The following is a 24,181-nucleotide window of genomic DNA, read 5'->3' as shown; positions in this document are numbered from 1 at the left end:
TGTCTTGGACACCCCGTCCGACCGGCCCATACGGTCGAGAACGTGACCAGTGCCCCCGTCTTCGACGCGAAGATCCCCCCGACGGCCTCGCCGAAGGTCGAGTTCATCAGCCTGTCGCACCTCAACCCGTCGACCGAGCTGAACCCGATCCCGGCGCGCGGCATCGACCTGGAGTACTTCCGCACGTACGTCCGCTCGCTCGAGGAGGGCGGGTACGACTACACGTTGCTGCCCTACGGCGCCGCGAGCGCGGACTCGTTCGTGGTGGCGTCGGCGGTCGGCCAGCTCACCGAGCGGATCAGGCCGATCGTCGCGCTGCGGCCCAACACGACGTTCCCGCTGGTGGGCGCGCAGAAGCTCGCCACCCTGGACCAGCTGACCGAGGGCCGCGCGGTCGTCCACCTGATCTCCGGCGGCAGCGACGCGGAACAGGCCCGCCAAGGCGACTACCTGCCCAAGGACCGCCGCTACGCGCGCACCTCGGAGTACATCGACCTGCTGCGCAGGGCCTGGACCGAGCCCGCGCCGTTCAGCCACGACGGCGAGTTCTACAAGTTCGACGACTTCGGTCCCGGCTTCGCCCCGTACGACTCGCCGATCCCGATCTCCATCGGCGGCCAGTCCGACGAAGCCTTCCAGGTGGGCGGCGAGAAGGCCGACATCTTCAGCTTCTGGGGCGAGCCGCTCGACGACCTGCGCGCCGAGATCGAGCGGGTGCACGCGATCGCCCGAGCCGCCGGCCGCACCACGGTGCCGCGCATCTGGGTGACGTTCCGGCCGATCATCGCCAAGACCGACGAGCTGGCGTGGAAGAAGGCCCACGAGTACGTCGGCAGGATCGCCGACACGTTCGGCAAGGCCGCCTACGGCAAGCAGCGCTTCATCACGGCGGGCTCACCGCAGAACGTCGGCTCGCAGCGGGCGTTGTCGTTCGCGGAGAAGAGCGAGCTCTACGACCGTGCACTGTGGACTCGCACGGCCGCCGTCACGAACGCGGCCGGTGCGTCGACGGCACTGGTCGGCTCCCCGGAGACCGTCGCCGCCGCGATCCTGGACTACGTCGACCGGGGCGCGGACCTGGTGAGCATCCGGGGTTACGACACGCTCGCCGACGCCGTCGACTACGGCAAGCACGTGCTTCCCCTGGTGCGGCAGGAGCTCGCGCACCGCGAGGCCACCGGCACCCGCGGCACGCTGCAGGCCGAGCACCTCGGCGGGTACGGCGAGGAGTACCGCCGGCACGCGGTGGCGGGCCGGGCATGACGAGCACCGCCTACGACCTCCCCGCGCCCACGACGGACCTGGCCGCCGTCACCGCCGAGCTGGCCGAGACGGCGGCGGAGTACGACCGGAGCGGCGCGATCCCGGTGCGGGGCCTGGAGGTCGCGCACCGGGCCGGCCTGCTCACGGCCACGGTCGGCACGCGGTTCGGCGGGCAGGGAGCGGGTCCCCGCGAGACCGCGCGCATCCTCACCGCGCTGGGCGAGGGCGACCCGTCGGTGGCGTTGATCGTGGCGAACACGCTGATGGCGCACGCGGCCCAGGCAACGCACTCCCACTGGCCGCAGGCCTTCTACGACGACGTCCTGCGGCGCTCCGTCACGGGTCCCGCGCCCGTCAACGCCATCAGGGCCGAACCCGAGCTCGGTGCCCCGGCCCGCGGCGGCCTGCCCAGGACCACCATCAGCCGGTCCGGCGAGGGCTGGGTGCTGAACGGCCACAAGGCCTACGCCACGGGCGCCTCCGCGCTGGCCTACCACCAGGTCTGGGTCGTCACCGACGATCCGGAGCCGCGCGTCGGGCACGTGCTCGTCCCCGGCGACCTGCCCGGCATCACGTGGGTCGACACCTGGGACCACCTGGGCCTGCGCGCCTCCAACACCCACGACGTGATCTACGACGGGGTCGAGCTGCCGCTGGACGCGTTCGTCGAGATCCCGCGCGGTGCCGACGGCGTCTACCGCGACCCGGCGGCGGTCGCCGGGCCCGGCAGCTTCGGCCACCCCGCCCTGTACATCGGTGTGGCACGGGCGGCGCGGACCGCGTTCACCGAGTTCACCCGGTCCCGCGTGCCGGCCGCGCTGGGCAGGCCGATCGCGACCACCGAACGGATCCAGGCCGTGGCGGGGGAGATCGACCTGCAGATCGCGCAGGCGGAAACGCTGCTGCACGGCGCTTTGCTGCGGATCGAGGCGGGCGACGAGACGGTGCACCCGCAGCTGTCCGTGCTCAAGGTCGCCATCGCTCGGTCCGTGGTCGCGGCCGTGCAGACGGCGGTGGCGGCGCTGGGCAACCCGGCGTTGTCCCGGCGCAACTCCCTTGAACGGCACCTGCGCGACGTCCTGTGCGTGCGGGTCCACCCGCCGCAGGAGGACGCCGCGCTCATCGCGGCCGGTCAGCGCGTGCTCGGCGGGTCGTAGGCCCGCACCGGCGGCACCGGGCCGTCGTATCGCGTGACGGCGACCAGCACGTGCGCGCCGCTGGTCGCCTGGGTGAGCGGTGAGGTGGCGACGTCCCTGGTGAGCACGTTGACGTTGCCGTTGACGCAGTCCGCGATCTCCGGGGCGCTGGGGTCGAACCAGGCCCCGGTGTGCATCTGCGCGACGCCGGGCAGCAGGGCGTCGGTCACGAGCACGCCCGCCAGCACAGTCCCTTGCGCACTGCGGACGAGCGCGACGTCCCCGGTGGACAGCCCGCGGGCCGCCGCGTCGGCCGGGTGCAGCCGCACGGGCTCCCGTCCGGCGATCTTGGTCGACTGGCTCGCGTCGCCCATGTCCAGCTGGCTGTGCAGCCGGTGCGTGGGCTGGTTGCACAGCAGGTGCAGGTCGAACTCGGCGGCCTGGGGCGATCCCCACCACTGCGTGGGCTCGACCCACCGGGCGTGCCCGGCCACCGCGGAGTCGAGCTCGATCCGGCCGCTGGGGGTGCCAAGGGGGAAGGTCTCCGGTGCGGCGCGGAAGGCGGTGAACACCGGGTCGTCGTAGGGCTCCTGGGCCAGGTCGACGCCGCCATCGCGCCAGAACTCGGCGAACGGCGGCGCGGGCGGTGATCCCGGGCTGCTCCGCCACTCCTCGTAGATCCGCTCCAGCCACTGCCGGGAGTCGAGCCCCTCGGCGAAGTCCGCGCCCAGCCGCTTCGCGAGCTCGGTGTAGATCGCGAGCTCCTCCCGCGCCTCTCCGTGCGGCGCCACGACCCGCGGCATCGCCCTGAGCCTGCTGTCCCCCGCGCCGGCGGCGACGTCCTCGCGTTCCAGGGTGGTCGCCACGGGCAGGACGACGTCGGCGTGCCGGGCGGTCGCCGTCCAGTGGGTCTCGTGCACGACGAACGTGTCCAACCGGGACAGTGCGGTGCGCAGTCGCTTCAGGTCCTGGTGGTGGTGGAACGGGTTGCCGCCCGCCCAGTAGGCCAGCTTCACCTCGGGGAACCGCAGCCGTCCACCGTCGTAGGGGATCTCCTGCCCCGGCCGCAGCAACAGGTCGCTGATCCGGGCGCACGGGATGAAGTCCGGCACGGGGTTCACCAGCTGCGGGAACGTCGGCAGCCGCGGCCCGGCGACCCCGACGCCGTAGTCGCCCATCGACCCGAAGCCGTGCGCGAAACCCCCGCCGGGCAGGCCGATCTGCCCGAGGAACGCCGCCAGCGCGAGCGCCGCGGACACCGGCTGTTCGCCGTTCTCCCCGCGTTGCACCGCGTAGACGACGTTGATCAGCGTGCGGCCGGCGGCCATCCGGTGGGCGAGCGCGCGAATGGTCGCCGCCGGTGTCCTGCTGATCTCCGCGGCCCACTCGGGAGTCTTCGCCACGCCGTCGGCATCACCGAGGACGTACCGGCGCACCCGGTCGGCCCCGGTGGTGTAGCGGGCCAGGAACTCGTCGTCCGCGAGCCCGTCGACGACCAGCACGTGGATCAGCGCGAGCAGGACCGCGGTGTCCGTCGCGGGCATCACCGGAACCCACTCGGCACCGTCGAACGCGTCGTCCCGTTGCGCGGACAGCGAGACGACCTCCGTGGTGCGGCCGACCGCCCGCAGACTCGCGGAACCGCTGTGCCGCGCGTGCCCGCCCGGCACGACCCACGTGTTCGACCGGCGCACCCCGCCGAAGGTGACCAGCAGGTCGGTGTGCTCGGCGATGTCGGCCCACGACAGGGGCCGGTACCGCAGCTCCAGGGCGGCCTGCGCGCCGACGAGGTGGGGGAGCAGCACCGCGCTCGCACCCCGGCTGTAGTCGTTGACCGAGCGCGTGTAGCCGCCGGTGGTGTTGAGGAACCGGTGCAGCTGGCTCTGCGCGTGGTGCAGCCTCCCCGCGCTGCCCCAGCCGTACGAGCCGCCGAAGATCGCCTGGTTGCCGAACCGCGACCGCACCCGGTCGAGCTCACCGGACACCAGGTCGAGCGCGTGGTCCCAGCCGACCTCGACGAACTCGCCGTCCCGCGGCCCGGGACCGGGGCCGTTCTCCAGCCAGCCCCGCCGCACGCTCGGCCGCGCGACTCGCGAGGGGTGCCGGTTCCCGCCCACGACGTTGCCGATGGCCGGTGCGGCGTCGGGCTCCTCGGGCGTCGCGGACACGACCTCGCCACCGGCCACCTCGACGCGATACGTTCCCCAGTGCGCGCTCGTCTCCACACCGACGACGGTAACCGCAATCGAGCGGTGTCAGAGATAAGTCTCCGTGATGGGAAACGATCCCCTTTTCGTCTTGGACCCGTTGACGTGCGCGCTTTTACCTTTTTCGCATGAAACCCACCCGCGCGTTCCGGACCACCGTCGGCCTTGTCACAGTGCTGGCCCTCACCGCGTGTGGTGCCGGTGCCACCGCGGGAGGTGGTGCGGCGAAACAGGGTGGCGGCATCACGTTCCTGATCGACTCGCTCGGCGACACGTGGATCCCCAACAACAGCGCCATCTCCAGCTTCCAGGGCCACATCTGGGGGCACGTCACCGACAAGCTCGTCTACGTCGACGAGAACGGCAAGGTCAGCCCGTGGATCGCGGAGAAGTGGGAGCAGAACCCCACCGCGACCGAGTTCACCCTGCACCTCAGGACCGGTGTGACGTTCTCCGACAAGACCCCGCTCGACGCCGCCGCCGTCGTGGCGAACCTCGACATCTGGTCCAAGGGCGACCCGGCCCGCGGCATCAACCCGATCGGCCTGTTCCCCAAGACCTACGACCACGCCGAGGCCGTGGACGCGCAGACCGTGAAGGTGTTCTTCAAGGCGCCGACGCTCGGGTTCATCCCCACCCTGGGCTACCACGGCTCGATCCTGATCTCCCCGAAGACCATCGCGCTGCCCGCCGCGCAGCAGGCCGACCTGTCGAACGACATCGGCAGCGGCCCGTTCGTCGTGCAGTCGTGGAAGGAGGGCGACAACGTCGTACTGAAGAAGCGCGATGACTACAACTGGGCGCCCGCCGCGCTGGGCAAGCAGGGACCGGCGACGCTCGACACGATCACCTACAAGCTGGTGGCGGAACCGTCCGTGCGCACCTCCGCCGTCCAGTCCGGGCAGGCCGACGTCGCCTACAACCCGTCGCCGCAGGAGCTGAAGTCCTTCAAGGACCAGGGTTTCACCACCGCGACGCCGCGCTACCTCGGCTTCGTCAACGGCTACGCGGTCAACACCAAGGTCGCCCCGTTCGACGACGTCAGGGTGCGCCAGGCGTTCCAGCACGGCATCGACCGCGCCGAGATCATCTCCACCGTCTACACCGAGGACTGGCTGCCCGCGAAGTCGTTGTTCCAGAGCAACGTCCCGGGAGCGACGGACCGCAGCGCGGACTTCGCGTTCGACGCGGCCAAGTCGGCCGAGCTGCTCGACGAGGCGGGCTGGGTGAAGGGCGCCGACGGCGTGCGCGCCAAGGACGGCAGGCAGCTCGCGCTGACGCTCTACTCGAACCCCTACCTGGCCGCGTCCAAGTCGATCGACGAACTGGTCGCGCAGCAGCTCGGCAAGCTCGGCTTCAAGGTGGGCATCCAGTCGTTCGACGTCGTCACCTACGGCGAGCGCATCAAGCTCAACAGCCCGACCGTGCCGGCCTACGAGATCACCCGCAGCTTCATCGACGCGGGCACCGTCGCGGGCGTGCTGACCGACGCGAACAAGGGCGAGAACTGGTTCGGCCTCGGCCAGAGCGACCAGAAGCTCGTCGAGCTGGCGACCGGGGTGGCACGGGCGGAGAGCGTCGAAGCGCGCGCCAAGGTGCTCGACGAGCTGCAGGGGTACGTGTTGCAGCAGGGCTACTACGTGCCGCTGACCCAGATCGTGCAGCGGATCTACCTGCAGTCGCCGAAGCTCACCGGCGTCACGTACAACGGCATCGCGTACGCCAACTACTACACCGCCTCGCTCACGTCATGAACCGCGGCTACGGCATCTACGCCCTCCGCCGCGTCCTCCAGTCCGCCGTCGTGGTCCTGCTGGCGTACGTGTTCACGTTCATCGTGATCAGCGTGCTGCCCGGCGACCCGGTGACGAACACGCTGCGCAACCCGCAGAACGGGTTCACCGAGGAGGAGATCACCCGGATCGTCTCGTACTACGGCCTGGACCGCCCAGTGTACGTGCAGCTGTGGGAGTCGTTGTCCCGCTTCGTGACCGGCGACCTCGGCATCTCGCTGCGGTCGGGGCTGCCGGTCTCGCGGCTGGTCGGCGAGGTGCTCCCGTCGACGGTCGTGCTGGCCCTGTCGGCGCTGGCGGTGGCGGTGCTGCTCGCGTTCGCGGTGGCGTTCGGCACCCGGTACCTGCCGGCGCGCCACGGGCAGGGCCTGCTGCGGGCGTTCCCGTCGCTGTTCCTGTCCGTGCCCAACTACGTGATCGGGCTGGTGCTGATCAACGTGTTCGCGTTCCAGCTCGGGCTGTTCCGGGTGATCGACGCCGAGACCGCGCTGCCGACGTTCTTCGCGGCGGTGGCGCTGGGCATCCCGGTGTCCGCGCGGATCGCGGAGGTGCTGATCACGAACCTCGACCACGAGGCGGCGCAGGAGTACGCGTCGGTCGCCCGGTCGCGGGGGCTGGGGCAGACCCGGTTGTTCTTCCGGCACCTGCTCAAGCCGTCGTCGCTGCCGGTCGTCACGGTGGTCGCGCTGGCCGTCGGCGAGCTGCTCGGCGGTGCGGTGATCACCGAGAGGGTCTTCGGCCGCACCGGCATCGGCAGTCTCGTCGAGCGGTCGGTGACCACGCAGGACCTGCCGGTGCTGCAGGCCGTCGTGGCGCTGGCCGCCGTCGTGTTCGTCGGCGTGAACCTGCTGGCGGACCTGGTCTACCCGTTGCTCGACCCGCGTGTCCGCATCCGTGACGAGAAGGCGGTGGCGTCATGACGCTCACCCTCGCCAGACCCGCGACCAGGGTTCCGCTGACCGTCGCGGTGTCGTTCGGCGTGGTCGGGATCGTGCTGCTGTGGTCGGTGGTGCCGGGGCTGTTCGCCGGCCAGAACCCGGCCGCGGGCGTGCCCGCGGACAAGTTCCGGCCACCGGGGTTCGCGCACTGGTTCGGCACCGACCACCTCGGCCGCGACCTGTTCGCGAGGGTGGTGCACGGCACCGCGTCGTCGGTCAGCAGCGCGTTGGTGGCCGTGGGCATCGCCGTCGTCGTCGGCGGGCTGATCGGGCTGGTGGCGGGGTTCGCCGGCGGCGCGACCGACACCGCACTGGCCCGGCTGGTCGACGTGCTGCTCGCGATCCCGGAGTTCCTGCTCGCGGTGATCGTCGTGAGCGCGCTCGGGTTCCAGACGACGAACGCCGCCATCGCCACCGGTGTCTCCGCGGTCGGCGTCTTCGCCAGGGTGATGCGGTCGGAGGTGATCAAGACCCGGCGCGCGGTGTTCGTCGAGGCCGCCTATCTGCAGGGCGGTGCGCGGGTGCACGTCCTCGTGCGGCACGTGCTGCCGAACGCCTCGCGGTCGTTGCTGTCGCTGGCGGTGCTGCAGTTCGGCTACTCGATCCTGATCATCGCCAGCCTCGCGTTCCTCGGCTACGGCGACCCGCCGCCCGCCTCCGACTGGGGCCTGCTGATCTCGGTGGGCAAGGACTACCCGCTGTCCCCGTGGCTGGTCTACGCGCCGGCCCTCGTCATGATCACGACCGTCCTCTCCGTGAACAGGATCAGCCGATGGCTGCGCAGAACCGACTGACCCTCCGCGTGGACGACCTCACCGTCGCCTATGGACACGACGAGGTCGTCTCGCACGTGAGCTTCGAGGTGCGGAGAGGGGAGAGCCTCGCCCTCATCGGCGAGTCCGGATCCGGGAAGTCGACGATCGCGCGGACGGTGCTGCGGCTGCTGCCCCGCACCGGCCGGGCCGCCGGTGTCGTCGAGTTCGACGGCCGCGACGTGCTCTCGTTGCCGGAGCGGCAGTTCCGGTCGTTGCGCGGGCGTTCCATCGGGTTCGTGCCGCAGGACCCCGGCCACGCGCTCAACCCGGTGCGCACCATCGGTTCCCAGGCGCGGGAGGCGGCCGCGCTGCTCGGGCCTGCGTCGAAGGCCGAGCGCACCGCCCTGGTTCTGGACACCTTCGCCCAGGTCGGGCTGGACGACCCGCGCCGGGTCCACGACTCGTACCCGCACCAGCTGTCCGGCGGCATGCTCCAGCGGGTGCTGATCGGCCTGACGGTGCTGCCGCGGCCCGCCCTGATCGTGGCCGACGAACCGACGTCGGCGCTGGACGTCACCATCCAGAAGCGCATCCTCGACCTGCTCTCGGAACTGCGCCGGGAGCTGGACATCAGCCTGCTGCTGATCACCCACGACCTCGCCGTCGCCGCCGAGCGGGCCGACTCGCTCGTCGTGCTGAAGGACGGTGTGGTCCAGGAAGCCGGGGACACCGCCACGGTGTTCGCGGCGCCGTCCTCGGCGTACGCCCGTCAGCTGCACTCGGACGTCCCGGCGCTCAACCCCGACCGCTACCAGCACCTGCGCACCCTCCCGGCCGCCGGTGAGCCCAAGATCCAGGTCAGCGGCGTCACCAAGTCGTTCGTCGTCGAGGGCGTCCGGCTGACCGCGGTCGACGACGTGTCGTTCTCGGTCGGCGCGGGGGAGACGCACGCGCTGGTCGGGGAGTCCGGCTCCGGCAAGACGACCACCATCCGGCTGCTGCTGGGGCTGGAGGTGCCGGACAGCGGCAGCATCACGGTCGCGGGCGAGGAGGTGACCGGCCGGTCGCACGGCGATCTCCGCGTGGTCCGGCGCCATCTGCAACTGGTGTACCAGAACCCGTTCACGTCGCTCGATCCCACGTGGACGGTCGGCAGGCTGGTCGGCGAGTCGCTCGACCGCTACCGGATCGGCACGCGGCAGGAGCGCGCCGGACGGGTGAGCGAGGCGCTCGACGCCGTCGGGCTGAGCGCGGACCTGGTGTCCCGCAAGCCGTCCGCGTTGTCGGGCGGGCAACGGCAACGGGTCGCGATCGCGCGGTCGCTCGTGCTGCGGCCCGATGTGATCGTGCTGGACGAGCCGACGTCGGCGCTGGACGTCACCGTGCAGGCGGGGATCGTCGAGGTGCTGCTGTCGCTGCAGGCCGAGCTGGGGCTGACGTACGTGTTCGTGTCGCACGACCTGGCGCTCGTGCGGCAGCTCGCGCACTCAGTCTCGGTGATGCACCGCGGCCGGATCGTGGAGAGCGGTCCCGTGAAGACCGTCTTCGACTCGCCGCGCGAGGCCTACACCCGCGCGCTGGTCGACTCGGTTCCCGCTGGTGTGAGAGGACTTCGATGACGCTGGCCCGGCTCGGCTTCAACACCCGCGTGTCGTTCGGCGACGACCACGGCCCGCAACGCGGCCTGCGCGACGGGATCGCGCTGTTCGTGGCCGCCGAGAAGCTGGGCTACCAGTCCGGCTGGGTCTACCAGCGGCACTTCGACCACTACCTGTCGTCGCCGCTGCCGTTCCTCGCCGCGGCCGGGCAGCACACCCACCGCATCCGGCTCGGCACCGCCGTGCTGCCGATGCGCTACCAGGACCCGATCCTGCTGGCGGAGGCCGCGGGCACGGCCGACCTGCTCGTCGGGGGCCGGCTGGAGCTCGCGGTCGCCACGGGTGCGAACGCCGCGTTCGACGCCGTTTTCGGTGCGGTGGCCACCGATGCCCGCACCGAGGCCCAACGCCGTCAGGAGCGCTTCCTCGCGGCGGTCGGCGGCGAGACGCTGCACGTCGTGGACGGGCCGGGACAGGGTGCCCCGCCCGGCACGGAGCTGAAGGTGACGCCGCACAGCCCCGGCCTGCTGTCGCGGGTCCGGCAGGGCGCGGCGAGCCTCGGGTCGGCGGTGCGGGCGGCGGAGCTCGGCATCGGGCTGATCACCGGGACCGTGCTGCACGACCTGGCCGAGGGCGAGACGTTCGGCGAGTACCAGGCCCGGATCATCGCGGCCTACCGCTCGGCGTGGCGGGCGAAGCACGGCACGACACCGCCTCCGGTGGCCGTCGCCGCGTCGATCCTGCCCGGTCCGACGGCGGAGCTGCGCGAGAGGTACGCCGCGTACGACCTGCAGAGGCGCACCGAGGGCATAGCGGCGTCCCGTCCGCGGGGAGCGCTCACCCCGGTGGTCACCGCCGACCTGCCGTCCGGGGTGCGGATCAGTCCCGTCTTCCACGGCCCACCCGACGAGGTCACCGCGGCCGTGCTCGCCGATCCGGGACTGCGGGCGGCGGACGAGGTCGTGCTGTTCCTGCCGCCCGCGTTCGGCCTCGCGGAGAACGTCCGGCTGCTCACCGACCTGGCCACGACCGTGGCGCCCGAGCTGGGCTGGACGCCGACGGCCTGACGGTCACCCGCCGGTCTCGACCGGCCGCTCCGGGTCCGACGACCACGCCGACCACGAACCGGGGTACAGCGCGGCGTCGACACCGGCGACGGCGAGCGCGGCGATCTCGTGCGCCGCCGTCACCCCGGACCCGCAGTACACGCCGACGTCCGAGCCGGGCAGGTCCGCGAACCGCGCCCGCAGCTCGTCGGTGGGCAGGAAGACGCCGTCACGCAGGTTGCCGGCGGTGGGGGCGGAGCGGGCACCGGGGATGTGCCCGGCGCGCGGGTCGACCGGCTCCACCTCGCCGCGGTACCGCTCGGCGGCGCGGGCGTCCAGCAGCACGCCCTTGTCCGCCAGCGCGGCGGCCTCGTCGGCCGTGAGCGTCGGCAGGTGGCCGGCGGACAGCTCGACGTCACCCGGCTCCGCCGTCTCGTCCCCTGTGGACAGAGCGAAGCCCAGCTCCCGCCACGACTTCAGCGCGCCGTCGAGGATGCGCACGTCCGTCACCCCTGCCCAGCGCAGCAGCCACCAGGCCCGTGCCGCCGCCGTGCCGCCGTTGTCGTCGTACACCACGACCGGGCGGCTCGCGGTGACTCCCCACCGGCGGGCGGCCGCCTGGAGGTCGGCGACGCCGGGCAGCGGATGCCGGCCCGCGGTGCCGCCGGGAGGAGCGGCGAGCTCGGTGTCGAGGTCCACGTAGACCGCGCCGGGCACGTGGCCCGCCCGGTAGTGGTCGTGCCCGGCCGGATCGCCCAGCGCCCAGCGGACGTCGAGCACCAGCGGTGCCCTGCCGCCGGCCAGGAGGTCGCGCAGCTCGGCCGGCTCGACGAGCACGGCCCGGCGCCGCAGGTCCGGCACGGTCGCCAGCAGGTCGGCGTCGTCGAGCCCGCCCGGGCCCACGCCGTCCGCGACCGCCCGCTGCACGCGTTCGGCCAGTGCCGCGTTGTACGGCGCGTCCCGGCCGGAAAGCCTGGCCTGCAACACGATCTCGCCGTTGAGGTAGTCGGTCTCCGGCGCACCGCCGCGGTGCAGGCTCTGCCAGGTCGACCCGCCCTGCCTGCCGTGGCCGGGGATCTCGTGGATCACCACCGCGTCGGTGACCCCGCTCGGCGTGAGACCGCGGACCCCGAGCACCAGTTCGGCCTCCTGCTTGGTGATCCGGGCGGCGGCGTCGCGCAGGTCGCTCGGCGGGTAGAGCGCGCCGAGCGCGTTGGCGGTGTTGGAGATGAGCTTGGCGGCCTTCCACGGGCGGACGTCGTCGACGACCTCGACGTGGAACCGCGCCGCGGTCAGGTCCTCGGCGATCCCGGCCAGCCGCGGGTCGTGCCCGCTGGGGTGGACGCCGAGCCAGAACGCGCCGACGGCCGGCAACGCCGGCGACACGACCTCGCCGGGGGACAGGTGGCTCGTGGGCACCCAGACCACCGCTCCGATGACCGTCGCGAACCGCCGCAGCGCGACCCGTTCGTTCTCGAGACCGTTCTGCAGCACCACGACGGGCAGCGCGGACGCCGCCGTGCGCTCGCCCACCGGCCGCCACGCCCACGCCCGGACCACCTCCTCGGTGTCCTGCGACTTGGTGGCGAGCACCAGGACGTCGTCCGCCCGCAGGTCCACCTCGTCGGGGCCGCCCGCCACCGGCACGTCGAGCACCTCGGTCCCGCGCGGGGTGACGTAGCGCAGGCCGTGTTCGCGCAACGCCTCCAGGTTCGCGCCGCGGGCGACCAGGACCACCTCGGTGCCCACCTGGTGCAGCTCGGCGGCGACCGTGGCACCGACCGCGCCACCTCCGATGATCACGTACCTGGTCATGACGCTCCCGTGTGGACAGACGGCGTTCCGGTCCTGCGGGAGAAGCCTCGTTCGAGCACGGCGGGAAGGCAAGGCGGACCAGATCGTGGGACCCTAGAGCCTGATCACGATCTTGCCGTGCACGTGCCGCGCCGCCTGGACCTCGACCGCCTCGCGGATCCGCTCGACCGGGAACGTCGCCGAGATCGGCACCCGGAGCCGGCCCGCCGCGACCAGCCGGGCGATCTCCTCGAGGGCGCCGGGAGCGGCATCGGCGCCGTTGGCCGGCGTGATCCCGTCGACCTGCGCGGCGATGGTCGTGATGCGCTCGTCCGGAACGCCGAGCTCCCGTGCTGCGCGCACGGTGTCCGTGTTGTGCAGATCCATCGCCGCCGTGACGCCGTCGGGAGCCAGGGCGCGAACCCGGTCGGCGAGTCCCTCGCCGTAGGTCACCGGCTCGACTCCCAAGGCGCGCAACGCCTCCGCGGAGGAGGCCGAGCCGGTGCCGATCACGCGGGCGCCCGCGAGCAGGGCGAGCTGGACCGCGAACACGCCGACCCCGCCTCCCGCGCCGCCGACGAGCACCGTGTCGCCCGGTCCTGGCCCGACCACGGCCAGCGCGGCCGCCGCCGTCGAGCCCGCGATCGTGAGGACGGCGGCGAGGTCGTCGTCGAGGCCGTCGGGGGTGTGCTGCACGGTGCCGTCCACCGTGATGGGGCCCGCCTCACCCACCACGACGTGGTCGGCGACCGCGCGGGAGACGGCGCCGCCGAACACCCGGTCGCCGGTCGCGAACCTCGTGACGCCGTCGCCGACCTGGTCGACCACGCCGGCGTAGTCGGTCCCGAACCCGCACGGCAGGCTCAGGCCGAAGCGCGCGGCGGTCTGAGCGTCCGAGGTCATGAACCAGTCCATCGGGTTCAGCCCGGCCGCCGTGACGCGCACGCGCACCTGGCCGGGACCGGCCTGCGGAACGGGGACGTCGTTGAGCCGCAACGCCTCCGGGCCGCCGAAGGACTCGAGCTGGACGGCCCTGCTGCTCGCGGCGGCGTGCGCTTCTCGCATCGTGACGCTCTCCTCCTCCAGGGCGTGAAGCCAAAGCGGATCACGCTCCGTTTAGCTCACGGTAACATAAGCGGAGCGCGATCCGCTTTGGTCGGCTCGGCAACCGGGAGGGGTGGTTCGGGTGGCTGCGGCAGACCCGCGCAGGCCGCGCTCGGACGCGACCCGCAACCGCCGGCAGCTGCTCGACGTGGCGACCAGGATGTTCGCCTCGGGGCAGGCCGGCGCCGAACCGTCGATGCGGGCGATCGCCCAGGAGGCCGGGGTCGGCATCGCGACCCTCTACCGGCACTTCCCGACCCGCGAGTCGCTGGTGGACGCGGTCTACCGGGACCAGGTCTCGCGGCTCACCGGCGGCGCCCGTCAGCTGCTGGCCGACCTCGGCCCGCCCGCCGCGCTGCGCCGCTGGATGGACCTGTTCGGGGAGTGGATCGCGACCAAGAACGGCATGCTGGACACGCTGCTCGCGATGATCGAGTCGTGCGAGGCGGACCACGCCGAGACGAGGACCGTGCTGCTCGAGGCCGTCGACGGCATCCTCGAAGCCGGTCGCGCGAGCGGGGAGCTCCGGGACGACGTGCCCGCGGGAGACGTCGCCGCGGCGCTCATCGGCATCTTCACCGTGGCCGGCTCGCCCGAGCAGCAGGCGATGGCGGGCCGGCTGCTGGACCTGCTGATGGACGGACTCCGCGCACCTCGGGAACGGGCGGTCGAGCACGACCGGCGGTAGGTGGGAGAGGGCCGCGTCCGTCTCGTCCGGTGACAGGGTGCCGAGCGGGTGCGGAACCGGCTCACCGGACGGCTGACACGGCGCCCTGTTCGAGCAACCACCGCGCGAGGTCGGTCGCCCCACTGCGTCGGGCCGCGTCGAGCGGCGTGAGCGGTTCCCACGGCGGCAGCCAGTTGACGTCGGCTCCCCGGGAGAGCAGGTAGTCGGCGCACGACCGCCGGCCGCCGTGGCAGGCGCCCCAGAACGCCTCGTTGGCCTCTTCGCTCGTGGCGCCGGGGAAGTGGGTCCGCACGCGGTCGAGCAGGCCGAGCGTCGCGGCGTCCGCGAGGGTGGTGCGGGCGCCGCGCTCGACGAGCCTGCGGGCGGTGTCCCATTGCGCGAAGGCCCTGGCGTCGGTCAACGGCGTGCCACCCGCGATGACGGCGCCGTCGGCGTCGATGTCGGCACCGGCGTCGAGCAACGCGTCCAGCGCCTCGACGTCGTTGCTGCTGGCCGCCCAGTGCAGCGGGGTCTCGGTGTGGGCGCCTTCGAACCGCGCGTTCACGTCGGCGCCCGCTTCGACGAGAGCCGCGATGGTCGCGCCGGCGTTCGGGAAGTGGCCGGGCCAGTCGGTGGCGATGTGCAGGGGCGTGCGGCCGTCGACCCGCGCGTGCGCGAGCTCGGGGTGGTCGCTCAGCAGCCGGCGGAGCGTGCCGGTGGCGCCGGTGCAGATGGCGGTGATCAGCGCTGTGGTGTGTGCGTCGGTGGTCGGCGGCATCGCTTCTCCCGAGGTGGCGGACAGCGACCCTACGAGCGCCGGTGGTGCCTTGTCGACGCACAGTCGACGGACTGTCGACGCGGCTTGCCATCGTGGGCGCTGACCAAGGGGAGGAACCTGATGAGAACTCGGATCGTCACGACAGCGCTCGCCTCGACCGCTGCCATCGCGGGACTGCTCGGCACCGCCACGCCGGCCTCCGCGGACGACCACTTCGACGTGACCGTCCGGAGCACGGTCAGCGGCAAGTGCCTGGCACCGCAGGGGGAGTCGTTCGAGGACGGCGTGCCCATCGTCCAGACGACCTGCAACGGCAGTCCCTTCCAGCGCTGGGACTTCCTCGACAAGGGCGACCACGTCGTCCAGATGCGCAACGCCGTCACGTTGAAGTGCATGGACGCCTTCGGGCTCAACAACGACGGCGTGCCGGTGCTGCAGTGGCCCTGCGCGGGCACCAGCAACCAGCGGTTCCAGGCGAGCCGCAACCTGCCCGACTTCGTGACCCTCAGGTCGCGGGTCGCCAGGACGTCGACGCACTGCCTCGACGTGCCCGGCGGGCAGACCACCGAGGGGCTCGCGCTGCAGATCTGGTCGTGCAACGGCACCGCCGCGCAGGCCTACGGGGTGTTCCCCGTCTGATCCGGACGGCTCCGGCCGCGGCGACCCGCGAGGTCGTCGCGGCCGGAGCCGTGTCCGCGTCTCCCCGCCCACCGGCACGACCACGCACCCCGCCACCTGTGACATCGCGTGACCTTCCGCGCCCCCTCTCGGGTGAGACCTGGATCGCTCCCCGTAAAGATCCCGTCAAGGAAGCCGCCACCGGCGTCAAGGTGGTGTCAGACAGCGCTGACCTGCGTGTTTCCGTGATGCACGCTGTCGCCCGTCAGGGTCACGTCGTTGTAGTCGGAAGGGAGCGCGCCATGGCCGACCTGGCCTACGCGTTGCTGCTGATCGTGAGCTTCCTCGTGCTGGGGCTCACCGTGCGGGGACTGGAGAAGCTGTGAACGGCACCGGTCTGATCGCGAACGTCGTCGCGGGCGTCTTGGCACTCGCGCTGATCGTCTACCTGTTCATCGCACTCGTCCGGCCGGAGAAGTTCTGATGTCACCCCTCGTGGCCGGCCTCGCGCAGGTCGGCATCCTCGTCGCGGCGCTGGCGGTCGCCTACCAACCGCTCGGCGACTACATGGCACGGGTGTTCCGCGTCCAGGAAGCCGGGAAGCAGAAGCACTCCAAGGTCGAGCTGGCGATCTACCGGTTCGCCCGCATCGACCCCGACGCCGAGCAGAAGTGGAGCACCTACGCGTACGGCGTGCTCGGCTTCTCGCTGGTCGGGATCGTGTTCCTCTACGTGGTCCAGCGCGTCCAGTCCGCGCTGCCGTTCGGCTTCGACCGCGGCAACGTGCCGGAGGGCATGGCGTTCAACACGGCCATCAGCTTCGTCACCAACACGAACTGGCAATCGTACGTGCCGGAAGCCGTGATGGGCCACACGGTCCAGATGATCGGCCTGACCGTGCAGAACTTCGTGTCCGCCGCCGTCGGCCTCGCCGTCGCGGTCGCGCTGGTCCGCGGGTTCGTGCGGCAGCAGACCGACCGGCTGGGCAACTTCTGGGTCGACCTCACCCGCGGCACGCTCCGCGTCCTGCTGCCGCTGGCGTTCGTCTTCGCGATCGTGCTGATCGCGCTGGGCGTCACGATGAGCCTCAAGTCCGGTGTGGACGTCGACGGGCAGGTGGTGGCGAACGCGCCGGTCGCCAGCCAGGAGGTCATCAAAGAGCTCGGCACCAACGGGGGCGGTGTCCTCAACGCCAACTCGGCGCACCCGTTCGAGAACCCGAACGAGTGGTCGAACCTGCTGGAGATCTTCCTGCTGCTGGTGGTCCCGGTCGCGCTCACCCGCACGTTCGGGCAGCTGGTCGGCCAGAAGAAGCAGGGGTACGTGCTGCTCGGCGTCATGGCCACCATCTGGGCCGCCATGCTCGCGGTCATCTGGGGTGCGGAGGCGAGCGGCCTGAGGCCGTTGGAGGGCAAGGAGCTCCGCTTCGGCGTGGCCGGCAGCGCGCTCTTCGCCAACTCGACGACGGGCACGTCGACGGGCGCGGTCAACTCGTGGCACGACAGCTTCACCGGTCTCGGTGGTGGCGGCACGCTGCTGAACATGCTGTTCGGCGAGATGACGCCGGGCGGTGTCGGCACCGGGCTCTACAGCATCCTGGTGATGGCGATCATCGCGATGTTCCTGGCCGGTCTGATGGTCGGCCGCACCCCCGAGTACCTCGGGAAGAAGCTGGGGCGCAAGGAGGTCACGGCCGCCGCTGTCTCGATCCTCGCGATGCCGACCGTGCTGCTGGTCGGCGCCGGCATCGCCGCGATCCTGCCGAGCACGCAGGGAGTCCTGAACAACTCGGGCGAGCACGGGCTGTCGGAGATCCTCTACGCATACGCGTCGGCCTCCAACAACAACGGCTCCGCCTTCGGTGGCATCACGGTCACCAGCGACTGGTTCCAGTCGTCGCTCGGCCTGTGCATGCTGTTCGGCCGGTTCGTCCCGATCATCGCGGTGCTCGCCCTCGCCGGATCGCTGGCGGCGCAGAAGAAGGTCCCGGTCACCGCGGGCACGCTGCCCACCACCGGCCCGCTCTTCGCCGGGCTGCTGACGGCCAGCATCGTGCTGGTCGCCGCGCTCACCTTCGTTCCCGCACTCGCTCTCGGTCCCATCGCGGAGGCACTGCTGTGACCAGCACACTTCAGAAGCCCGCCGCGGCGCCGGCGAAAGCGGCCGCCAAGCCCGGTCTCGCGGCCGCGCTGCCCGAGGCGTTCAAGAAGCTCCACCCGCGCCACCAGCTGCGCAGCCCGGTCATGTTCGTCGTCTGGGCGGGGTCGCTGCTCGTCACCGCCTTCGCGGTCACCGAGCCCAGCGTGTTCACCATCGCGGTCGCGGCGTGGCTGTGGTTCACCGTGCTGTTCGCGAACCTCGCCGAGGCCGTCGCGGAGGGTCGCGGCAAGGCGCAGGCGGACTCGTTGCGCCAGACCAAGAAGGACGCCGTCGCACGGCTCGTCAACGGCGACGTGGTGCCCGGTACCGACCTCAAGGTCGGGGACCTGGTCGTCGTCGAGGCGGGCGAGGTGATCCCCGGCGACGGAGACGTGGTCGAGGGGATCGCGACCGTGGACGAGTCGGCCATCACCGGCGAGTCGGCGCCCGTCATCCGCGAGTCCGGCGGCGACCGGTGCGCGGTCACGGGTGGCACCACGGTGCTGTCCGACCGGATCGTCGTGCGGATCACGACGAAGCCCGGCGAGTCCTTCGTGGACCGGATGATCGCACTCGTCGAGGGCGCCGAGCGGCAGAAGACGCCGAACGAGATCGCGCTGACGATCCTGCTGTCGACGTTGACGATCATCTTCCTGCTGGCCGTGGTGGCGTTGCAGCCGTTCGCGATCTACTCGGGTGGCGAGCAGTCGGTGGTCGTGCTGACCGCGTTGCTGGTCTGCCTGATCCCGACGACCATCGGCGCACTGCTGTCCGCGATCGGCATCGCGGGCATGGACCGGCTGGTGCAGCGCAACGTGCTCGCGACGTCGGGCAAGGCCGTGGAGGCCGCGGGCGACATCGACGTGTTGCTGCTCGACAAGACCGGCACGATCACCTGGGGGAACCGGCGTGCGACCGAGTTCATCCCGCTCGGCCCGGCCTCGGAGGAGGAGCTCGTCGCGGCCGCCCGCCTCGCGAGCCTCGCCGACGACACCCCCGAGGGCCGCAGCATCCTCGAGCTCGCGGGCGGCGGACCCGCGACCGAGCACGAGAAGACCGGCGAGTTCGTGCCGTTCACGGCACAGACCCGCATGTCGGGAATCGACCTCGGCGACCGGGTGATCCGCAAGGGCGCCGCGTCGGCGTTCGAGCTGACCGGCACGGCCCGCGAGGTCGTGGACGAGATCAGCTCGCAGGGTGGCACGCCTCTGGTGGTGGCCGAGAACGACCGGGTGCTCGGCGTCATCCGGCTGAGCGACGTCGTCAAGCCCGGCATGAAGGACCGGTTCGCCGAGCTGCGCGCCATGGGCATCCGCACGGTCATGGTCACCGGCGACAACCCGTTGACCGCCAAGGCCATCGCCGCCGAGGCCGGGGTGGACGACTTCCTCGCCGAGGCCAAGCCCGAGGACAAGATGGCCCTGATCCGCAAGGAACAGGAGGGCGGCCGCCTGGTCGCGATGACCGGTGACGGCACGAACGACGCACCGGCGCTGGCGCAGTCCGACGTCGGCGTCGCGATGAACACCGGCACGTCGGCCGCGAAGGAGGCCGGCAACATGGTCGACCTCGACTCGGACCCGACGAAGCTCATCGAGATCGTGGAGATCGGCAAGCAGCTGCTGATCACCCGCGGCGCGCTGACGACGTTCTCCGTGGCGAACGACCTGGCGAAGTACTTCGCGATCCTGCCGGCCATGTTCGCGGCGATCTACCCGGCGCTCGACAAGCTCAACATCATGCGCCTGGCCACGCCGCAGTCCGCGATCCTGTCGGCGGTGATCTTCAACGCGCTGGTCATCGTCGCCCTGATCCCGCTGGCGTTGCGGGGTGTCCGCTACCGGCCGTCCAGCGCCTCGGCGCTGCTGCGGCGCAACCTGCTGATCTACGGACTGGGCGGCGTCGTCACGCCGTTCGCCGGGATCTGGCTGATCGACCTGCTCGTACGACTCGTCCCCGGGATCGGCTGATGAACAACTTCCTGAAGCAGTCATGGGCGGGACTCCGCATCCTGCTGGCACTGACCGTGATCCTCGGCGTCGCCTACCCGGCCGCGGTGTGGGGCGTGTCCCGCGTTCCCGGCCTGCACGCCAACGCCGAGGCCGTCGACACGACGCTCGTGGCCGTGGCGCGGGAGGGCGACAAGTACTTCGTGCCGCGCCCGTCCGCGGCGACGCTGCCCGCGTCCGGCGGCTCGAACAAGAGCGAGATCAACGAGGACTACACCAAGGTCGTCGACGAACGCCGCACCGCTGTCGCCCAGCGCGAAGGCGTCTCCGAGGACCAGGTGCCGCAGGACGCCGTGACCGCGTCGGCGTCGGGTCTGGACCCGGACATCAGCCCGGCCTACGCGGAGATCCAGATCCCGCGCGTGGCCAGGGCTTCCGGCCTGCCGGTGGAGAAGGTGAGGGACCTGGTGGCGGCCGCGACCGGCGGCACGTTCACCACGACCGTCAACGTCACGGCGCTCAACCGTGCCATCGACGCGGCCTGACCGTCGCCGCGGCGAGCTGAGGATCCACCTCGGTGCGGCTCCCGGTGTCGGCAAGACCTTCGCCGTGCTCGGCGAGGCACACCGGCGCCGGGAGCGCGGCACCGACGTGGTCGTGGGCCTCGTCGAGACGCACGGCCGGGAGAAGACCCAGGACCTGGTGAACGGCCTGGAGGTCGTGCCCCGCAGGGAGTTCCGGCATCGGGGCGTCGAGTTCTCCGAGATGGACGTCGACGCGCTGCTGGCCCGCGCTCCCGAGGTCGCGGTCGTCGACGAGCTCGCGCACACCAACGTGCCGGGCTCGCGCAACGAGAAGCGCTGGCAGGACGTGGAAGAACTGCTCGACGCGGGCATCGACGTCCTGTCCACGGTCAACGTCCAGCACCTGGAGTCGCTCAACGACGTCGTCCAGCGCATCACCGGCGTGCAGCAGCGCGAGACCGTGCCCGACGAGGTGGTGCGGCGCGCCGACCAGCTCGAGCTCGTCGACATCACCCCGGAGGCGCTGCGGCGACGGCTGGCGCACGGCAACGTCTACGCCGCGCACAAGATCGATGCCGCGCTGGGCAACTACTTCCGCGTCGGCAACCTCACCGCGTTGCGCGAGCTGGCGCTGCTGTGGGTGGCCGACCAGGTCGACGTCGCCCTGCAGCGGTACCGCAGCGAACAGCGGATCACCGACACGTGGGAGACCCGCGAACGGGTCGTCGTCTCGGTCACCGGTGGCCCGGAGAGCGAGACGCTGATCCGCCGCGCCCGGCGTATCGCGTTGCGGGCCGGTGCCGAACTGCTCGTGGTCCACGTGATGCGCGGTGACGGGCTCACGGGCGCGACCCCGGAGCTGATCGCGAAGTGCCGCAAGATCGCGGAGGATCTGGGAGCGACTTTCCACCAGGTGGTCGGCGATGACGTGCCGACGGCGCTGCTGGAGTTCGCCCGCGGGGTCAACGCCACCCAGCTCGTGCTCGGCACGTCACGACGTTCGAGGCTCGCGCGCGCGTTCGACGAGGGCATCGGCGCGTCGGTGGTGCAGGAGTCCGGTGCCATCGACGTCCACATGGTCACGCACGACGAGTCCCACCGCGGCCTGCGCTGGAAGATCGGCCGCAACGCGCTGAGCCGGTCCCGTCAGCTCGCGGGGTGGCTCGCGTCGGTGCTGCTCCCCGGCGCGGCCGCGGTGCTGGGCCTGTTCTGGCGGGACGACATCACCTACTCCACCGACCTGGTCGGGTTCCTGCTGGCCACCTGCGCGGTCGCGCTGGTCGGCGGGCTGGGACCGGCGCTGGTGAGCGCGTTCCTCGGAGCCGGTCTGCTGAACTACTTCTTCACCGAGCCCTACTACAGCCTCGCGGTGAACTCGCCGGAGAACGTGATCACGCTGGCCGCCATGGTGATCGTGGCCATGACCGTCGCCCTGGTGGTCGACCGCGCGGCCCGGCTGGGCGAGCAGGGCGCCCGCGCTCGCACCGAGGCCGCCCTGCTCGCCTCCTACTCCCGCACCGTGCTGACGAGCCCGTACCCGCTCGCACGGCTGCTGGAGAAGATCCGGGAGAACTTCGGCCTGGAGTCCGTGGCGCTGCTGGAGAGACGCTCGACCGAGTGGGAACGGGTCGCCTGCGTCGGCGCGCGCCCGTGCGACGAGCCGGACGAGGCCGACGCGGACATCGCCGTCACCAGCGACATCCACCTCGCGTTGAGGGGCAGGACGCTGCCCGCGAGCGACCAGCGCGTGCTGGAAGCGGCCGCCGGCCAGGCGCTGATGGCGTTGCGGCAGCAGCGGATGGCCGACGAGACCCGTGACGCGCAGCGCAAGGTCGAGACGACCGAGCTGCGGACCGCACTGCTCTCCGGCGTGGGACACGACCTGCGGACTCCGCTCACGTCGATCAAAGCCGCGATCGGCAGCCTGCGCGACCGCGAGCTGCGACTGTCCGAAGAGGACATCGCGGAGCTGATGGAGACGGTGGAGGAGTCCGCCGACCGCCTCACCGGCCTGGTGGACAACCTGCTCGACTCCTCCCGCCTCGCCACGGGTTCGGTCGCACCGGTCATGCGGCCGGTCGGCTACTACGAGGTCGTCGCCAGGGCCCTGTCGGCCGTCGACGAACGGCGCGCGGTCACCGTCGACGTCGACGAGGACCTCCCGCCGGTGAACGCGGACATCGGCCTGCTGGAACGGGTCGTGGCCAACGTGGTCGACAACGCGCTGCGCCACGGCCGCCTCTGCCCGCGCCGCGAGGTCGACGTGGACGGCGACGGCCGGATCTCCCAGGACGAGCCGGAGGTCGCCGTTCGCGCCAGCACCCACGGCGAGCACGTCGAGCTGCGCGTCGTCGACCACGGCCCCGGCCTGCACAAGAAGGCGCTGGCCGGCGTCTTCACCCCGTTCCAGCGGCTCGGCGACCGCGACGCCACTCCCGGCGTCGGCCTGGGCCTGAGCGTGGCCAAGGGCTTCACCGACGCGATGGGCGGGGAGATCACCGCGGAGGACACCCCCGGCGGCGGCCTGACCGTCGTCATCTCGTTGCCGGTGTACGAGGAGAACCGCGAATGACCTCCGTGCTGGTCGTCGACGACGAACCGCAGATCGTCCGCGCACTGAGGATCAACCTCAGCGCCCGCGGCTACGACGTCATGACCGCGTACGACGGCAGAAGCGCGCTGAGCATCGCGGTGGAGGCGCGGCCCGACGTCGTCGTGCTCGACCTCGGGCTGCCCGACGTCGACGGCGTGGACGTCATCGCAGGCCTGCGCGGCTGGTCCTCGATGCCGATCATCGTGCTCTCGGCCCGCACGGACTCCGCGGCCAAGGTGGAGGCCCTGGACGCGGGAGCCGACGACTACGTGACCAAGCCGTTCGGCATGGACGAGCTGCTGGCCCGGCTGCGCGCCGCGGTCCGCAGGAAGGCCGCCGCCGTGCACGTCCCCGACGAGCCGCTCGTGCGGACGTCCACCTTCACCGTCGACTTCACGGTCAAGCGCGTGCACCGCGGCGACCGCGAGGTGCACCTGACGCCGACCGAGTGGGGCATCCTGGAGATCATGGCCCGCAACCCCGACCGGCTGGTGACGCAGAAGCAGCTGCTGCAGGAGGTGTGGGGACCCAAGCACCTCAACGAGACCCAGTACCTGCGGGTGTACATGGCACAGCTGCGGCGCAAGCTGGAGCGGAACCCGTCGCAGCCGAAGCACCTGATCACCGAACCCGGTATGGGTTACCGCTTCCAGCCGTGAGCCGAAGTTCGCGTGGAGAGCGCCCGAAGTTCCGCTCACCGTGCCTGTCGTCAGAGCACCCGCACGGACACGGCCTGCGGGCCCTTGGTGCCCTGCCCGATCCGGAACTCCACCGGCTGGTTGTCGGGGATGCCCTGATGGGCGTACTCCTGGATCTCGGAGTGGTGCACGAAGACGTCGGGTCCGCCGCCCTCGGGGGCGATGAAGCCGAACCCCTTGGTGCCGTTGAACCACTTGACGGTTCCCAGGGTCATCGACGAGCTCCTTCGGTCGACCGGAACACGCCGAGCGCCTCCGGGAGTGTCGCGTGCGGGGTGTGCGTCCGAGGTGCGGACGGCGGCCGGTCGGACGGCGCGAGGCCCGAGAGGCCCAGCATCGTGAGCAGGTCCAGGCAGTCCGCGGGGTCGCGCGCGTGCTCCGCGACTCTGCGTGCCGCCTGACGTTGCTGGAGGACCTCGGCTTTCTCCGCGGCGACCCGGGCTTCCGCGAAGCTGACGGCGGCTCCCTCGAGCGCGCCGTGCGGTGCGGGCGGCGTCATGCGTCCGCCAGTCCGCGGTGAGGAACGGTGGTGGTGAAAGGAGAAGGGGAGTTCGGGCGATCCGGCGGCAAGCCGGTGCTCC

The 24,181-nt window shown here is 71.7% G+C and carries 22 protein-coding genes; 16 read left to right on the top strand and 6 right to left on the bottom strand.

All coding sequences use genetic code 11. The features are described 5' to 3' along the window. The first annotated feature begins 42 nt into the window (after positions 1-42). The gene (locus tag ACFWV3_RS21930) at positions 43-1,263 is read left to right on the top strand and encodes an LLM class flavin-dependent oxidoreductase (protein WP_382413264.1); all 1,221 of its coding nucleotides are present in this window, start codon (positions 43-45) and stop codon (positions 1,261-1,263) included. Beyond that, positions 1,260-2,420, top strand: coding sequence for an acyl-CoA dehydrogenase family protein (locus ACFWV3_RS21925; RefSeq protein WP_382413263.1), 1,161 nt, complete (start codon positions 1,260-1,262; stop codon positions 2,418-2,420). Before ACFWV3_RS21930 ends, ACFWV3_RS21925 begins: the two co-directional genes overlap by 4 nt. On the opposite strand, the gene ACFWV3_RS21920 is transcribed toward ACFWV3_RS21925, so the two are convergent. Further along, positions 2,396-4,624, bottom strand: a complete 2,229-nt coding sequence (locus tag ACFWV3_RS21920; protein ID WP_382413262.1) for a molybdopterin-dependent oxidoreductase — start codon at positions 4,622-4,624, stop codon at positions 2,396-2,398. The genes ACFWV3_RS21925 and ACFWV3_RS21920 overlap by 25 nt on opposite strands. Before the next feature lie 110 nt (positions 4,625-4,734). On the opposite strand from ACFWV3_RS21920, the gene ACFWV3_RS21915 reads away from it, so the two are divergent. The 5 genes from ACFWV3_RS21915 to ACFWV3_RS21895 are packed head-to-tail and all read left to right on the top strand — an operon-like array spanning position 4,735 to position 10,757. Then, positions 4,735-6,360: an ABC transporter substrate-binding protein gene (locus ACFWV3_RS21915; RefSeq protein ID WP_382413261.1), complete on the top strand. Its 1,626-nt coding sequence runs from the start codon at positions 4,735-4,737 to the stop codon at positions 6,358-6,360. Then, entirely contained in the window at positions 6,357-7,319 is a 963-nt protein-coding gene (locus ACFWV3_RS21910; protein ID WP_382413260.1) for an ABC transporter permease, read from the top strand. Before ACFWV3_RS21915 ends, ACFWV3_RS21910 begins: the two co-directional genes overlap by 4 nt. Beyond that, positions 7,316-8,131 (top strand): ABC transporter permease, encoded by an 816-nt coding sequence (locus ACFWV3_RS21905; RefSeq protein ID WP_382413259.1) that lies wholly within the window; start codon positions 7,316-7,318, stop codon positions 8,129-8,131. The genes ACFWV3_RS21910 and ACFWV3_RS21905 overlap by 4 nt, the downstream gene beginning before the upstream one ends. After that, positions 8,110-9,711 (top strand): dipeptide ABC transporter ATP-binding protein, encoded by a 1,602-nt coding sequence (locus ACFWV3_RS21900; RefSeq protein ID WP_382413258.1) that lies wholly within the window; start codon positions 8,110-8,112, stop codon positions 9,709-9,711. Before ACFWV3_RS21905 ends, ACFWV3_RS21900 begins: the two co-directional genes overlap by 22 nt. After that, positions 9,708-10,757, top strand: coding sequence for an LLM class flavin-dependent oxidoreductase (locus ACFWV3_RS21895; RefSeq protein WP_382413257.1), 1,050 nt, complete (start codon positions 9,708-9,710; stop codon positions 10,755-10,757). Before ACFWV3_RS21900 ends, ACFWV3_RS21895 begins: the two co-directional genes overlap by 4 nt. Before the next feature lie 3 nt (positions 10,758-10,760). Here ACFWV3_RS21895 and ACFWV3_RS21890 read toward each other — a convergent pair whose 3' ends face one another. Both ACFWV3_RS21890 and ACFWV3_RS21885 read right to left on the bottom strand, forming a co-directional pair. Then, entirely contained in the window at positions 10,761-12,551 is a 1,791-nt protein-coding gene (locus tag ACFWV3_RS21890) for a rhodanese-like domain-containing protein (protein ID WP_382413256.1), read from the bottom strand. 93 nt (positions 12,552-12,644) lie between these two features. Further along, positions 12,645-13,595 (bottom strand): NADP-dependent oxidoreductase, encoded by a 951-nt coding sequence (locus tag ACFWV3_RS21885; RefSeq protein WP_382413255.1) that lies wholly within the window; start codon positions 13,593-13,595, stop codon positions 12,645-12,647. Between the two features lie 121 nt (positions 13,596-13,716). On the opposite strand from ACFWV3_RS21885, the gene ACFWV3_RS21880 reads away from it, so the two are divergent. Then, positions 13,717-14,322 (top strand): TetR/AcrR family transcriptional regulator, encoded by a 606-nt coding sequence (locus ACFWV3_RS21880; RefSeq protein ID WP_382413254.1) that lies wholly within the window; start codon positions 13,717-13,719, stop codon positions 14,320-14,322. A 61-nt stretch (positions 14,323-14,383) separates the two neighbouring features. Here ACFWV3_RS21880 and ACFWV3_RS21875 read toward each other — a convergent pair whose 3' ends face one another. Further along, positions 14,384-15,079: an ankyrin repeat domain-containing protein gene (locus ACFWV3_RS21875; RefSeq protein WP_382413253.1), complete on the bottom strand. Its 696-nt coding sequence runs from the start codon at positions 15,077-15,079 to the stop codon at positions 14,384-14,386. Positions 15,080-15,199: 120 nt separating this feature from the next. Between ACFWV3_RS21875 and ACFWV3_RS21870 the strand changes: the two genes are divergently transcribed. The 8 genes from ACFWV3_RS21870 (at position 15,200) to ACFWV3_RS21835 (ending at position 23,561) form a co-directional block, all read left to right on the top strand. Then, positions 15,200-15,718, top strand: a complete 519-nt coding sequence (locus ACFWV3_RS21870) for an RICIN domain-containing protein (protein ID WP_382413252.1) — start codon at positions 15,200-15,202, stop codon at positions 15,716-15,718. A gap of 224 nt (positions 15,719-15,942) precedes the next feature. Then, complete coding sequence (locus ACFWV3_RS21865) at positions 15,943-16,083, top strand: hypothetical protein (RefSeq protein ID WP_382413251.1); 141 nt, start codon at positions 15,943-15,945, stop codon at positions 16,081-16,083. Further along, positions 16,080-16,181 (top strand): K(+)-transporting ATPase subunit F, encoded by a 102-nt coding sequence (gene kdpF, locus ACFWV3_RS21860; RefSeq protein WP_382413250.1) that lies wholly within the window; start codon positions 16,080-16,082, stop codon positions 16,179-16,181. The genes ACFWV3_RS21865 and kdpF overlap by 4 nt, the downstream gene beginning before the upstream one ends. Next, entirely contained in the window at positions 16,181-17,818 is a 1,638-nt protein-coding gene (gene kdpA / locus ACFWV3_RS21855) for a potassium-transporting ATPase subunit KdpA (RefSeq protein WP_382413249.1), read from the top strand. The genes kdpF and kdpA overlap by 1 nt, the downstream gene beginning before the upstream one ends. After that, on the top strand, positions 17,815-19,806 hold the full coding sequence (gene kdpB, locus ACFWV3_RS21850; protein WP_382413248.1) for a potassium-transporting ATPase subunit KdpB: 1,992 nt from the start codon (positions 17,815-17,817) through the stop codon (positions 19,804-19,806). The genes kdpA and kdpB overlap by 4 nt, the downstream gene beginning before the upstream one ends. Continuing rightward, positions 19,806-20,330: a potassium-transporting ATPase subunit C gene (locus ACFWV3_RS21845; protein ID WP_382413247.1), complete on the top strand. Its 525-nt coding sequence runs from the start codon at positions 19,806-19,808 to the stop codon at positions 20,328-20,330. The genes kdpB and ACFWV3_RS21845 overlap by 1 nt, the downstream gene beginning before the upstream one ends. After that, a complete protein-coding gene (locus ACFWV3_RS21840; RefSeq protein WP_382413246.1) occupies positions 20,311-22,881 on the top strand; it encodes a DUF4118 domain-containing protein in 2,571 nt (856 codons plus the stop codon). Before ACFWV3_RS21845 ends, ACFWV3_RS21840 begins: the two co-directional genes overlap by 20 nt. Further along, positions 22,878-23,561 carry a response regulator gene (locus tag ACFWV3_RS21835; RefSeq protein ID WP_382413245.1) on the top strand — a complete coding sequence of 228 codons (684 nt, stop codon included), beginning with the start codon at positions 22,878-22,880 and terminating at the stop codon, positions 23,559-23,561. The genes ACFWV3_RS21840 and ACFWV3_RS21835 overlap by 4 nt, the downstream gene beginning before the upstream one ends. Before the next feature lie 50 nt (positions 23,562-23,611). Here ACFWV3_RS21835 and ACFWV3_RS21830 read toward each other — a convergent pair whose 3' ends face one another. Then, positions 23,612-23,815, bottom strand: a complete 204-nt coding sequence (locus ACFWV3_RS21830) for a cold-shock protein (protein WP_382413244.1) — start codon at positions 23,813-23,815, stop codon at positions 23,612-23,614. After that, positions 23,812-24,099, bottom strand: coding sequence for a hypothetical protein (locus ACFWV3_RS21825; RefSeq protein WP_382413243.1), 288 nt, complete (start codon positions 24,097-24,099; stop codon positions 23,812-23,814). The genes ACFWV3_RS21830 and ACFWV3_RS21825 overlap by 4 nt, the downstream gene beginning before the upstream one ends. Positions 24,100-24,181 lie beyond the last annotated feature (82 nt).

The organism is Lentzea sp. NPDC059081 (genome assembly GCF_042738015.1).
Taxonomy (GTDB): Bacteria; Actinomycetota; Actinomycetes; order Mycobacteriales; family Pseudonocardiaceae; genus Lentzea.
Note: the sequence above shows the minus strand (reverse complement) of the source record. Positions and strands in the feature narration are given on the sequence as shown.

What these genes read in the sequence shown, in the direction of transcription:
- ACFWV3_RS21925 (WP_382413263.1), top strand. Translation starts at nt 1,260, where the DNA reads ATGACGAGCACCGCCTACGACCTCCCCGCGCCCACGACGGACCTGGCC.
- ACFWV3_RS21915 (WP_382413261.1), top strand. Translation starts at nt 4,735, where the DNA reads ATGAAACCCACCCGCGCGTTCCGGACCACCGTCGGCCTTGTCACAGTG.
- ACFWV3_RS21910 (WP_382413260.1), top strand. Translation starts at nt 6,357, where the DNA reads ATGAACCGCGGCTACGGCATCTACGCCCTCCGCCGCGTCCTCCAGTCC.
- ACFWV3_RS21905 (WP_382413259.1), top strand. Translation starts at nt 7,316, where the DNA reads ATGACGCTCACCCTCGCCAGACCCGCGACCAGGGTTCCGCTGACCGTC.
- ACFWV3_RS21900 (WP_382413258.1), top strand. Translation starts at nt 8,110, where the DNA reads ATGGCTGCGCAGAACCGACTGACCCTCCGCGTGGACGACCTCACCGTC.
- ACFWV3_RS21895 (WP_382413257.1), top strand. Translation starts at nt 9,708, where the DNA reads ATGACGCTGGCCCGGCTCGGCTTCAACACCCGCGTGTCGTTCGGCGAC.
- ACFWV3_RS21890 (WP_382413256.1), bottom strand. Translation starts at nt 12,551, where the DNA reads ATGACCAGGTACGTGATCATCGGAGGTGGCGCGGTCGGTGCCACGGTC.
- ACFWV3_RS21885 (WP_382413255.1), bottom strand. Translation starts at nt 13,595, where the DNA reads ATGCGAGAAGCGCACGCCGCCGCGAGCAGCAGGGCCGTCCAGCTCGAG.
- ACFWV3_RS21875 (WP_382413253.1), bottom strand. Translation starts at nt 15,079, where the DNA reads ATGCCGCCGACCACCGACGCACACACCACAGCGCTGATCACCGCCATC.
- ACFWV3_RS21870 (WP_382413252.1), top strand. Translation starts at nt 15,200, where the DNA reads ATGAGAACTCGGATCGTCACGACAGCGCTCGCCTCGACCGCTGCCATC.
- kdpA (WP_382413249.1), top strand. Translation starts at nt 16,181, where the DNA reads ATGTCACCCCTCGTGGCCGGCCTCGCGCAGGTCGGCATCCTCGTCGCG.
- ACFWV3_RS21845 (WP_382413247.1), top strand. Translation starts at nt 19,806, where the DNA reads ATGAACAACTTCCTGAAGCAGTCATGGGCGGGACTCCGCATCCTGCTG.
- ACFWV3_RS21835 (WP_382413245.1), top strand. Translation starts at nt 22,878, where the DNA reads ATGACCTCCGTGCTGGTCGTCGACGACGAACCGCAGATCGTCCGCGCA.
- ACFWV3_RS21830 (WP_382413244.1), bottom strand. Translation starts at nt 23,815, where the DNA reads ATGACCCTGGGAACCGTCAAGTGGTTCAACGGCACCAAGGGGTTCGGC.
- ACFWV3_RS21825 (WP_382413243.1), bottom strand. Translation starts at nt 24,099, where the DNA reads ATGACGCCGCCCGCACCGCACGGCGCGCTCGAGGGAGCCGCCGTCAGC.